Here is a 12,062-nt window from a genome sequence, read left to right on the forward strand (position 1 = left end):
AGCGACGTTGTGACTCGAAGGCCCGGTCGAGACGGTCCAGCATCTCGTCGAAGGTGTCCGCGAGCTCCTTGAGCTCGTCGTCCGGGCCGCCCAGCTCGATCCGCCGGTGCAGATCCGAGCCGGCCACTCGCTGCGCGGTCCGGGTGATCCGCCCCAGCGGCGACAGCACCCGCCCCGCCATCGCGTACCCGAAGGCGAACGCCACGATCGTCAGACCCATCAACGCCATCAGGGAACGGTTGAAAAGGGTGTGCAGGGACGCGGCGCGCTGCTGCTCGAAGCAGCCGTTCAAGGCGATGTTGATCTCGCGGAGGGAAGCAGCCGAGGACAGTGGGGGGCACCTGTCACTGCTGACCCTGATGTCCCCACCGGAGACTCCGATCGACGGGACACCGTCTTCGAAAGCGTCCGCAGCCAGCATGTAGATGATCGTGAGCAGCACGATGCCCGCCATCAGGAACATCCCGCCATACAGCAGCGTGAGCCGTATACGGATAGTCGGACGCAGCCAGAGAGCCGGCCGGCCCGACGGTTTGGGATCCCACGTAGGTTTCGCAGGCACAGTCAGCGGCGCGGAAGATTCGGAGCATGCAGCCATCGCCGGTCAGCCTCGGCAACCCGGAACGGGCCCAATATCCAAAACCGGGGAGACGCGTGAACGCACTACTGATCCTCTCTCATACGCCTTACAGCAGAACGGATTTGTTTGCCTCCATCCTGCTCAGACCAGCCATAAACCGACGGTAAGAAGTGTCGTCATCAAGACACCGGCTACCAATTCACGGTCACGGACGCTCCACAGGCACGCGCAGGGCCGAGCTGCCAGTTGCGCGCTGACGGCCGCGGCTCGGCAACGGGCACGGCGGAGAATTACGGCGCGGGCGCGAACTACACCGTCGCATCCGTACATCCGGCAGTGATCGCGCGCAGCGCCTTGTGTTCGGCACGGATGGCGGTCAGCCTCCACCGGAGTTTGGCTGTCCATTTAGCGGCGCCGGAATCCCAGGCTCGGCCAGCGGGACGATGCGGGATGCGGCGAATCTGGACCTCAGCGCGTCCACACAGCCGCCCTTGTCTTCGTCGATGCAGTTGGCCGGCTGACGGTGGCGCGCGACGATGGTGCCGCCCGGAGTCACGCCACCTCCGGTAGCTCTCGGAGCGCCCTGGAGACTTTGGCCGCAGTGCGGATGTACCACCGGGGGTCCCGTCAGCGCCGTTCCAAGGCCGATGCATGATGACGCTGCCGAGCAGGACCCTGACCGGCGTCAGAACCGAGGGTGGCTCGTGCCGACCACGCAGGAATGGCCCGAAAGACCGGCCGGGGCATGGGCTTTCGGCCCGTCCGAGCGACCGGGGAAGCGGCGCGTCGTCCGCGGCTGCGCCTGGGCGCTCGGCTGCGGATCGATACTCCTTCTCATTCCTGTGGCGCTGATCGCGTGGATCGCCCTGACGCGCCTCTGGGTTCCCGGCGCTCCGGGCGATCCCCTGGTGCTGACGAATGCGGAGTTGGCGGGAACGTGGAAGGACGACCAGGGCGGCAGTCGGAGGTCCGCCTCAAATTCGGCTCCTGACGAGGGAAGCCCTGCATCCCGCGGCTGGCCTACTTCTCGGCGGCGGGGATGAGGCCCGGGGCGAGCCGGTTGGAGATGGACTCCATCAGCGGCTTGCGCTTGGTGTTGTGGAAGGCGGCGATGCGCCACTTCCCGTCGGCCTGGCGGACCAGGGTGTAGGTCTGGATCTTGGTGAGCTTGTGCGGTCGCTTGCCCTTGTAGGTGTCGCCACGCCCGGTGGCGATGGCGGTGTCCGGCCCGTAGAAGCGGATGTCGAGGACCTCGTCCGCGAGCCTGGTGCCCTTGAGGAAGGACGTGAACAGAGTGCGGTGGCTGTCCACGATGTCCCGGCGCCCCTGGTAGAGGGTGCCGACATAGGTGATGTAGGTGGCGTCCTCCGTGAACAACTCCCCGTAGGCGTCGGCGTCGTGTCGCTCCCAAGCGGCGACGAGTTCGTTCAGTACGGACGTGACCGCGTCGGTGTCGTGGGCGATGGGCATGGCGGAGGACCCCCTCGGTGGTTAGACTGAGGCAGATTCTGAGTGTGAACAGTATCTGCATGTGTGCAGATAGATTAGGAGAGGGTTCCCGCGATGGCAATCCCCTTGGGTGACGCGGATGAGCATGTGATCTTCCGTCAGTACCTGGACGCGGTAGGGCTCCAGGGCCTGGCCAGTGCGGAGGCCGCAGGACTGCACACGTCGGAGTGGTACGCACTCAGCCTCATCGCGCAGGAGGGCAGTCTCACCTCAGGTGAGCTCGCCACCCGGACCGGGCTCACCACCGGTGCCACCACCCGCCTGATCGACCGACTTGAACGCGCTGGTTACGCGCGTCGCACCGCGGACCCCAACGACCGCAGACGTGTGATCGTCGAACCGATCCCGGATGCGCTCACCCGAATCGAGGAGGTCGTGGGCCCCGCCCGCCGCCACATCGCCGACGTCCTGGCGCGCTACACCCCAGAGCAGCGAGCCCTGCTCTTCGACTACTTCGCACACGCCGCGCCCGCGTATCGCGCGGCCACCGAGGAGATCCGCAAGGCAACGGCTCCTAGGCGCAGCAGGGCCGGCCGGTCCAAGAGCGGCGGCTGACCGCAGCCATGGTGGGGGGCACTGGTCGACCCCCACCGGCTACTACCTCGTGACCGCTTAGCAGTCAGGCCCCAACGGCCGGTGGCCCGACCCCAGTTCAGCGAATTCCAGGGGTCGGGCCACCGGCATGTCCGGTCGGTCGGTCGTCAGGCGCGGCAGCGCAGCATCACCAGCGGGGGGTTGGCGAGGAGGTCCGCCCAGTAGTCCGCACCGAACTCGCGCACGCCGGCCTCGGACACCTCCAGCGGGACCCAGGTCACCTCGCTGAAGCCGGCCGCCCGCAGACACTTCTCGTAGACCTCGCGGCGCGGGAAGATGCCGAAGATGGTGACCGGCGGTTCGAGCAGCGCCGTGGTCCGCACTCGCAGTCCGGCCTCGGTCTCCTCGCCGGTCAGCTCGGTGCGGAAGCCGTGCTTCTCCGGGGTCGGCCCGTCGAAGTCGTAGTCGGGCGACTGGTTGAGCAGGAAGAGCTCGGCGCCGGGCTTCAGGCTCCGGTGCACGTTGCGGCACATCCGCTCGATGGTGGCGATGTCCTCCGCGTAGTTGAGCAGCTGCACCGCCAGGCCGATGTCGAACCGCTGCTCGTCGAGCGGCCGGAGTTCGGCCGCGTCGCCCACCTCGTAGCGCACACCCAGCGGGTCGCGCTCCTCCAACGCCTGTGCCACGGCGACCATTTCACCGGAGATGTCGATGCCGAGCACGTCCGCGGCGCCGCGCCGCTTGAACTCCCTGCTGTAGAAGCCGGTGCCGGAGGCCAGGTCGAGGATCGACTTGCCGCGCACGTCCCCGACCAGGCCCAGGAAGCTGGGCACCACCACGTACTGCTCCAACGGCAGTGCCTTGAAGCCCTCGTAGGCCTCACCGATCTCGTCATACTGCTGCACGCTCACCGCGCTGTCCTCCCCGTGTCTGGTCATGTCCTCGGCCTCGGCCCCGCCCCGCGGGACACGCCTCGGCCGCTGACGGGCAGTCTTCCCGCACCCCGGCTGACGGTCGTACTGACAGAAGCCACAAAGATCCGGACGGCGTCCCGGCCTTTGTACGTGCGGACGTACGTGCGGACGTACGGGGCCGGACGTGCGGGGCCCGACGTGCGGGCCGGACGTACGGGGCGGAGGTAGGGGTTCGAGAGCGCAGCGGTGGGACCGGGGGCGCCATCAGCTGGGTTGCGCGGGGATTGCCCCGGTGTTGCCCCTGGAACAGAGGCGGATCACAGTATGAGTAGGGGGCATTGTCGCGGGATCGGCGAGTGTGCTCATCTCGGGAATCTCCTCGGCTCCAGCGGCGGCTCTACGCGATAGTTCCCCCAGGCAACCTGCGGTGACGGGCCCGCGGCGGCGACTGTCGTCGGGGCAGCCGGGGAAAACCGCCGCGGGTCCGCGCGATGTGCGAAGCGTTGCCACCACTTTCGAGGAGGTGGTCATGTGACCGCTCCCGTCAAACCGGGCAGCCCCCGCGCCCGTCAAGCAAGTGGTCGCGCCATGGCGCTCCGCCTCCCGGGACACGTCCAGGGGAGGCGCCTGAATATCGTCCGCCGACCGGGGGCCCCGGGGTCGCGGGCATGGGCGACCGTCGCGACACCGACCTCGGGCCCGAGCCGGGTGGCGGCAGCCAGGGCGGCACGTCGCGGCCTGGGTGACCGGGTGACCCGGTGGCTGGGCGACTGGGTGGCTCCTGAGCGGGCGTGGTTCTTGCCAGTGGTGACGTGCCACCCGGCCGCCGCTGCGCCAGGGGGTTCCACCGAGGCCGACCTTGAGACCCCTGGCGGCGACCGGACCCTCAGATGAGCTGCTATCGGATCGGGCGGGAGGAGAGGAATACCGTGACCAGAGTCCTTGGCGATGCCGAGATCGAAGACCGGATGTCCGGTGCAGAGATGAGGGGATGGCAACGCGAAGGCAGTACGTTGCGACGCACTGTCGAGGCGCACGACTTCCCCACGGTTGTCCGGATTCTCGAAAAGATCGTGGTCGATACCCAGAAGTTGAATCGCTGCCCTGATATCGATATCCGTGGCGGGCATGTTCTGCACCTCACGCTCCACGGCGATGTCGGGCTCACCGACGTCGAGGTTGAACTGGCGCAGCGGATCGAGTTGGCGGCCGGGTCGTTTGTGCGGGGGCATGCCTGACGTTCTGCGTCCGCACGCTCGGTGCCGGCAGCCGGCAGCCGGCAGCCGGCAGCCGGCAGGCTGTCCGCCCATCCGCCCATCCGCCCATCCGCCCATCCGCCCATCCGCCCATCCGTCCATCCGTCCATCCGCCCCCAGCACCTCATGCCCCGCCGCGTCGTGAGGCCCGCGACCTGTGACCTGCGCCCTTCTGCATGCACGATCTGATCGCGCTGCATGCATGATCTGCTCGCGGACCTCACGGATATGACTGACGCGCTGGACCGGATTTCGGTCAGAGGCGGCGCACCCGCGCAGCGATCCCATGGCCCAGCAGAAGGTAAATCACTGCGGGCAGGCCGTAATTGAGGAAAACCCGCAGACTCTCGACATCCATGGTGAAGACGTCCTGGGACCATCCGGCGAGCCAGCCGGCCACCCCGTGCACAAATCCGACGAAGACATTTCCCTGGTTGGCCTCCAGCAGGTACAGCAGGATCCACAGGACCAGAAAGCCTGCAGCGATGTCGGCGATCGTATGGATGACCAAGGCTGTCCGGTTTACTCCGGAGCCGTCCCGGCTACGCCTGTGAGCGTCCTGATTATGGCCATAGGGACTGTAGTTGTCGTTTACGGGCATGGGTTCATGGGGGCTGTTCATGCCCCCCTACTTGCCTCGCGCGAGTGCACGAAACTTCTTTCAAACCTGCGATTTGATATCGGTTTCCAGGCCTGGTCCGAACTCGTATATTGGATCTTTGTTGCGAACGCCGATGTCCAGGTTCCGGACGGAATTCCACACGGCTTTCACATGAGTTCCACACGGATTCCATGCGGGTTCCATGCGCATTCCATACGGGTTCCATGCGGTTCCATACGGATTACGGATTCCCTGTGGGTCGGCGTTCCGATCTCAGGGGCGGCTCGGCTCAGTGGCGGGTGGGGAGGCAGCGGGAAAGCCGGCGCAGCAGCTGTTCCGTCCGCGCATCACCGGCCCATCGGCCCTGTGACCGGGCTTCGGTGAGCCGCCGGCTCAGCTCGTGCACTCTGTCGGCGGCAATGCTCGCCTTGCCTTCACCGAGTTTGCCGGTGAGTTGGGCCGTGCGGTGTTGAACCTCGCGAGCCAGCTTCGGGTCCATGGTGGACACCTGGGTGCGGATCCTGCGCGTCAGGGCGGCCACCAGCGCGGACGGGCTGACCCGACGGGATGGGGGAGGAGGGGTGGGGGCGGCGGCTGGAGTTGTGCTTGCTGCCACCACCGCGGGCGTCGACGACGGGGAGGGAGCCCGAGACGACGGCGAAGGCGCGGCCGGCTTCGCGGAGGTGGAGGTGTCCGGTGCCGGTGATGAGGCACGGCTCGCCTGGCCGGTCGGCTCGATGGAGGAATCAGCCCAGGCGACTGCGAACGTAACGGCGAAGACAGCGGCGGCCAGGACTCCGAGAGCGGTCTGCAGCTGCCAGCGCTGTGGTGTTGGACCGGGAGGGGGGCTCGTCCCGGTCGCCGCCGGGGTCGGCCAGGTGCTGGTGATGTCGTCATCGGGGGGTGCGGACAGCAGAGCGGCCGTGCTGGTGGCGTCGGCGGGGCGCTCCGCCGGTGCCTTGGCCAGCAGGGCGTGTACGACTCTCTCCAGGGAGGGCGGAACGTCCGGGCGTATTCGGCGCAGCGACTCCGGTTGCCGGTAGACGTGCTGGAACAGCAGCTCCACGGCGTTGTCGGCCCGGAAGGGCGGCCGCCCGGCGCTTGCTTCGTACAACACGCAGCCGAGTGCGTAGAGATCGCAGGATGCTGTGCCCCTTTGGCCCATCGCTCGTTCCGGCGCGGTGTACGAGGCGGTCCCGACGACGTCTCCGGTCGTGGTCAGCGCGGTGGAGTTCCCGCCGGCCAGGACGGCGATGCCGAAGTCGGCGACCTTGACGGTGCCGTCGTGGCCGATGAGCAGGTTGGCGGGTTTGATGTCGCGATGGATCACGCCGCAGGCATGGGCGGCGGCCAGCGCGTGAGCCGCCTGGGCACCGACTGCCGCGACCCGCTCCGGTGACAACGGTCCGGCCTCGCGCAGTATCTGTGCGAGGCTGCGGCCTTCAACCAGCTCCATGACCAGGAAGAGTCGTCCGTCGGTGGTCTCGTCGACGTCGAATACCGCGACGATGCCCGGATGGGAGAGCCGCGCTGCCGCACGGGCTTCACACACGAGGCGCTCGCGCGTCGTCTCGTCCGCGGGCCGGGACACCACCTTGACGGCCACCGCGCGCCCAAGGACCTCATCGCGCGCCCGCCACACCTGCCCCATGCCTCCGCTGCCCAGCGGCGTCGCGAGCCGGTATCGGTCAGCCAGCAGTTCGCCGCGCACCTTTATTCACACCTTTCGCGGTCCTCGGACAGGCGAACGCCAATGCCGTTAGGGGCGTCGTGGAACGCGCCAGGGCGTCCAGAGGCCGAGTGGAATGGTAGTCGGCTTGCCCGGAAAGCAATTCTGATGAGCAAAGGGGGGAGTGGTCGAAGGAGACTAGCACTCGCAGATTCGCGATGATGTGAGGATTTCTTGTAGGCAGGCGCGGGTGCGGGCGCTTCATCTATCGGCAGACGTCGAACAAGTGGGGATAGGTGTGGTTCCTGGGCGGTGGGAACACGGGCAGAGGGCCCGTCTGCTTGCCGACGAACGGCTTGCCGGCGGACCCTCGCCGCAGTACGGCTATTGAGCAGTGGAGCAGTAGCTCTGGGTCTCTTCGGGCGTCATCTCCGATTCATCCGCCACCAGGGAAGGTGCGCGCTCCTGCATGACGGCGACGATGTGGTCGAGGAGGTAGTAGGTGTAGCCGACACCGCTGTCGTTGTACCGCTTCACGAACAGCGATCCTTCGACTGACTTCATGTGCTTGACGGCCTTGACGAATCCCGCTTTCCGGGGCTTGATCGTGGCGTTGAGCTCTTCCGTGGTGCTGGTCTCCCAGTTCCAGGACCGGGCTTCCTCGTACTTGGCCTGGATCGAGCCCTTGACCGCGACATCGAAGGGGCTGCCCCCTGCCTCGGCCCCCAGCGTGACACCCGTCGTCACGGTGTAACTTCCGCCGTATTTCCGGGAGACGGCGTACTTGGCGCCGAGATTCTCCGTCTGGGAGCAGTTGTACTTCTTCTCCGAGACGACCTCAGGTGCCGCGTCGAACGTCTGAGGCTCGTTCCCGTAGGGCGTGAACGTGCACTCGCTTGCGTTCTTCTGGCAGTAGTCGACCAGTTCGCCGGCCAGCTTCGGGTCCTTACCGGCGTCCTGGCCGTGGACCTCGTCCGCATGCGCGGCCGCCGGTGTGAGGAGCGTCAACGCCGCGAGAGGAGCCAGGATCACACTCACACGCTGTGCGATGCGCTTGGACCGTCGTTTGTCTCCGCTTCGTCGGTCTCGACGAGCTGAGGTGGTGCACTGTGTGGACACGCGAATCTCCTTGACTTGTCGGGAACTTGCTGGAACCGCGCGGGCGTCGACCGCTTGTCGGCCGCGCCGCTCTTCAGATGGCTTTCGGGGGCTGGTCAGGATGGGCTCGCGGCGCTACGGCTTCGCGAGCGGCACCCCGACGTGGTCCGGTGGGCGGGGTCGTCCCGCGGGGCAACCGCTCAGGTCGACTGGATCGACCGCAGCATGTTCAGACGGGCGGCTCGTCGGGCCGGCCAGATGGCGGCCAGGACGCCGATCATCAGGGCCAGGACCAGGAAGGTGCCCAGGCGCTCCCAGGGCAGGACGGTCTCGTACTCCTGCATCGAGGTCGTGGTCAGGCCGCCTGCGGACCAGGCCAGGAAGATGCCGGTGCCGATGCCGAGCACTGCGCCGAACAGGGAGATGACCACCGACTCCAGGCGGACCATCTGCCGGATGCCGGAGCGGTCGAGACCGATGGCGCGCAGCATCCCGATCTCCCGGGTGCGTTCGAAGACCGACATGGCCAGGGTGTTGACGACGCCGAGGATCGCGATGACGACGGCCATACCGAGCAGCCCGTACATCATGCTCAGGACCGTGGTGACCGACTCGTTGTTGTCCTTGATGAGTTGCTCCTGACTGCGGACCTTCAGCAGCGGGCTGTCACCGAGCGCGGCACGGATCTTCCGGTCCAGGCCCGCAGTCCTGCCGGGCTCGGCCTTGACCAGCACGTTGTCGAGCTGCTTCGTCACGGAGTGCGGGAGGACGTCGGTCAGGGTGCCCAGCGCCTCGTCGAGGGTGCGGGTTTTGGCGTAGATGCCGACGACCGTCAGCTTCTTCTGCTGGGCCGTGCCCTTCCTCCCGGTCGTGTGCTCCTTCTGAGCCGCGCCGGTGTCCATCCCGTCGCCCATCTTCGCGTCGAGGGTGGCGCCGATCTGGAGCCCGGCCCGCTTGGCGAACTCGTCGGAGACGGCGATCTTCCCGGGGCCGATGTCGTTCAGCGAGCCGGCGCGGAAGTCGAGCTGTGCGGCCTTGCCGAAGGCCTTGGGGTCGGTGCCGGTGATGACGGCGTACTGGCCCCGGGTGTCGAACTGCGCCGTGGTGAGGGGGGCGGCCGCGGCGACCCCGGGCACCCGGGCGATCTTGCCGGGCGCGTCCGCGTCGAGCCCGCGGGCGGTGCTGTAGTTGACCTTGTAGTCGGCGGTCAGGCCTTGGGTGGCTTCCTTGGCCATGGCGTGTTGCGCGGAGTGGGCGCCGACGGTCAGACCGGTGATCAGGGCGAGCCCGATCATCAGCGCGGATGCGGTGGCGGCGGTGCGGCGCGGGTTGCGCAGCGCGTTCTGTCGGGCGAGCTTGCCGCCCACGCCGAAGAAGCGGGTGGTGACCTTGCCGGCCAGGGTGATCAGCGGCCGGGAGAGCAGCGGGGCCAGCACGATCACGCCGCCGAGCGTCAGTGCGGCGCCGAACATCGCGGTCATAAGGTTCGACTCCTTGCTGGTCCTGAGCGTGGAGACGTAGAGCATCACCAGCACTCCGGCCCCGGTGAGGAGAGCACCGAGCACGTTGCGGACCCGCAGGGTGCGGGCGGGTGGGGCCTGGTCGATGCTGCTGAGCGCCGCCACGGGGGCGATCTTCGCGGCCTTGCGGGACGGCAGCCAGGCCGCCAGAACGGTGACGAGGACGCCGACCGCGAGCGAGGACAGCGGGGCCGCGGGGGTGATGACCAGTGGCCCGTCGGGCAGTGCGGCACCGGTCGTGTTGAGCAGCGGGCCCATGGCGGCGGCGATACCGAGGCCGAGCGCGAATCCGCCGACGGAGGACACCAGGCCGAGGAGGGCGGCCTCGATGAGGACGGAGCGTACGACCTGGCGGCGCGAGGCGCCCACGGCCCGCAGCAGCGCGATCTCGCGGCTGCGCTGGGCGATCAGCATGGTGAAGGTGTTGGCGATGAGGAACACACCGACGAACAGCGCGATGCCGGCGAAGACCAGCAGCGTCTTGGCCAGGTATCCGGTGTTCTCGGCGATCTGGGCGGACTGCTCGGCGGCCAGTTCGGCGCCGCTGGTGGCCCTGACACCCTCCTTGGGGAGCAGCGCCTGCACCCGGTCGGTCAGTGCGTACTCGTCGGTGCCGGGGGAGGCCGCGACCGCTATCTCGTCGAACTGGCCGGGATGGTGGAACAGTTGCTGTGCGGTCCGGGTGTCGAAGAGGGTGAGGGTGGCGCCGGCGGTGACCTGCGGGTCGTCGGTGGAGACGATGCCGACCAGCTTCTTGGTGAGGGCGGGCCCGTCGGTGGCGAGGCGGACCGTGTCGCCGATCCGGTAGCCGGCCTTCGCAGCGGTCTTCGCGTCCAGCGCCAACTCACCTGCGGCGGCCGGGCCGCGGCCTTCCTTCAACGGATAGTGGCTGTCCTTTCCGTGCCCGCTGTCCTTGCCGTCCTGGCCGCCCTTGCCGTGCTGGCCGGGCAGGTAGTTGGTGGCCAGGTTCTGCCCGTTGGTGTCGGCGTTGACCGGTCGGCCGTCCTTACCGGCCAGGGTGGCCTGCCCGTGGACGGTGGGGCGGACCGAGGCGACGCCGGGCAGTTGGCGGATCTTCTGCGCCAGCGCGGCATCGAGGGCGGTGCCGGACGCGCCGCCCTCGCCGCCTGCCGTATCGGGGGCAGCCGGGTCCATGCTGGTGGCCTGGTCGGCCCGCACGGAGACGGCCACCCCCTTGAGGCTCTGGGCGGAGGCGTCGCGGAAGGCGTTCGCGGTGGTTTCGGCGAAGACGAGGGTGCCGGAGACGAAGGCGACGCCGAGCAGGACCGCGAGTGCGGTCATGATCAATCGGGCTTTGTGCGCAAGGACGTTGCGCAGGGCGGTACGCAGCATGGTGATCGGTTCAGTCCTGGGTGGGAGGTGGCGGGTGCGGGGGACGAGGTGTGGTGAGCGGCGGTGGGCCGCGTCAGCTCGTCCGTCCCTTGGCGTCGAAATGCCGCATACGGTCCAGCACGGCCTCGGGTGTGGGGGCGGGCAGATCGTCGGTGACCCGCCCGTCGGCGAGGAAAACCACCCGGTCCGCGTAGGAGGCGGCCACCGGGTCATGGGTGACCATCACCACCGTCTGCCCCAACTCCCGTACGGATTCCCGGAGAAAGCCCAGGACTTCCGCGCCGGAACGGGAGTCGAGGTTGCCGGTCGGCTCGTCCGCGAAGACGATCTCCGGCCGGGCGGCCAGCGCGCGGGCCACGGCCACCCGTTGCTGCTGACCACCGGACAGCTGCGACGGACGGTGCCGCAGCCGCTGGGACAGACCGACCGTCCCCACAATCAGCTCCAGCCACTCCTGATCGGGCTTACTGCTGGCGATATCCATCGGCAGTGTGATGTTCTCCAGCGCATCCAGCGTGGGCAGCAGGTTGAACGCCTGGAAGACGAAACCGATCTTTTCCCGGCGGAGTCTGGTGAGCTGACGGTCATTCAGGCCGGACAGTTCCGTGTCGCCGATCCGGGCCGAGCCCTCGGAGATGGCGTCGAGCCCCGCCATGCAGTGCATCAGCGTCGACTTACCGGAACCGGACGGCCCCATGATCGCGGTGAACCGGCCACGTCCGAACTCCACCGTCACCGAGTCGAGTGCGACGACCCGGGTCTCACCCTCGCCGTATACCTTGGTCAGCCCCGTCGCGCAGGCGGCAACACCAGCGGGGGACTTGAGGCCGAGCGTCAGGGTTGCGTTCTGCGACATGGAAACTCCTGAAGAGGGGTGCGAAACTCCCCACAATCGTGGCCGCGCCACACCCCCGAATCCGTCGCCCTGAGGTCGCGAATGCGGCCCCTGCCGATCGGCAGACCCACCGCGAACCGCGTCCCCCTCACGGACCACAGTCCCTCTACCAACAGACAGAGGGCAGCGGTGG

The 12,062-nt window shown here is 67.9% G+C and carries 10 protein-coding genes; 2 read left to right on the forward strand and 8 right to left on the reverse strand.

Features of this window, described 5'->3' with window-relative positions; genetic code table 11:
- Both FCH28_RS04345 and FCH28_RS04350 read right to left on the reverse strand, forming a co-directional pair.
- Positions 1–598: sensor histidine kinase (locus FCH28_RS04345; RefSeq protein WP_136738377.1), on the reverse strand; the 598-nt coding region annotated here is incomplete at its 3' end.
- Between the two features lie 1,002 nt (positions 599–1,600).
- The gene (locus FCH28_RS04350; RefSeq protein ID WP_136738378.1) at positions 1,601–2,050 is read right to left on the reverse strand and encodes an SgcJ/EcaC family oxidoreductase; all 450 of its coding nucleotides are present in this window, start codon (positions 2,048–2,050) and stop codon (positions 1,601–1,603) included.
- A gap of 93 nt (positions 2,051–2,143) precedes the next feature.
- Here FCH28_RS04350 and FCH28_RS04355 point away from each other — a divergent pair, with 93 nt between their 5' ends.
- Positions 2,144–2,644 (forward strand): MarR family winged helix-turn-helix transcriptional regulator, encoded by a 501-nt coding sequence (locus tag FCH28_RS04355; protein ID WP_136738380.1) that lies wholly within the window; start codon positions 2,144–2,146, stop codon positions 2,642–2,644.
- A 146-nt stretch (positions 2,645–2,790) separates the two neighbouring features.
- On the opposite strand, the gene FCH28_RS04360 is transcribed toward FCH28_RS04355, so the two are convergent.
- Complete coding sequence (locus tag FCH28_RS04360) at positions 2,791–3,534, reverse strand: class I SAM-dependent methyltransferase (protein WP_136739075.1); 744 nt, start codon at positions 3,532–3,534, stop codon at positions 2,791–2,793.
- Positions 3,535–4,466: 932 nt separating this feature from the next.
- Here FCH28_RS04360 and FCH28_RS04365 point away from each other — a divergent pair.
- A complete protein-coding gene (locus FCH28_RS04365; protein ID WP_136738381.1) occupies positions 4,467–4,775 on the forward strand; it encodes a 4a-hydroxytetrahydrobiopterin dehydratase in 309 nt (102 codons plus the stop codon).
- A 274-nt stretch (positions 4,776–5,049) separates the two neighbouring features.
- Here the strand turns inward: FCH28_RS04365 and FCH28_RS04375 are convergent, their stop codons facing one another.
- The 5 genes from FCH28_RS04375 to FCH28_RS04395 form a co-directional block, all read right to left on the reverse strand.
- Positions 5,050–5,394: a hypothetical protein gene (locus FCH28_RS04375; protein ID WP_136739076.1), complete on the reverse strand. Its 345-nt coding sequence runs from the start codon at positions 5,392–5,394 to the stop codon at positions 5,050–5,052.
- A gap of 289 nt (positions 5,395–5,683) precedes the next feature.
- Entirely contained in the window at positions 5,684–7,105 is a 1,422-nt protein-coding gene (locus tag FCH28_RS39660) for a serine/threonine-protein kinase (RefSeq protein WP_136738384.1), read from the reverse strand.
- A gap of 342 nt (positions 7,106–7,447) precedes the next feature.
- On the reverse strand, positions 7,448–8,095 hold the full coding sequence (locus tag FCH28_RS04385; protein ID WP_136738386.1) for a hypothetical protein: 648 nt from the start codon (positions 8,093–8,095) through the stop codon (positions 7,448–7,450).
- Between the two features lie 266 nt (positions 8,096–8,361).
- The gene (locus FCH28_RS04390) at positions 8,362–11,034 is read right to left on the reverse strand and encodes an ABC transporter permease (protein WP_136738387.1); all 2,673 of its coding nucleotides are present in this window, start codon (positions 11,032–11,034) and stop codon (positions 8,362–8,364) included.
- A gap of 73 nt (positions 11,035–11,107) precedes the next feature.
- Positions 11,108–11,890 (reverse strand): ABC transporter ATP-binding protein, encoded by a 783-nt coding sequence (locus tag FCH28_RS04395; RefSeq protein ID WP_136738388.1) that lies wholly within the window; start codon positions 11,888–11,890, stop codon positions 11,108–11,110.
- Positions 11,891–12,062: the final 172 nt, after the last annotated feature.

The sequence above is a fragment of the Streptomyces piniterrae genome, assembly GCF_005048155.1.
In the GTDB taxonomy this organism is placed as follows: Bacteria; Actinomycetota; Actinomycetes; order Streptomycetales; family Streptomycetaceae; genus Streptomyces; species Streptomyces piniterrae.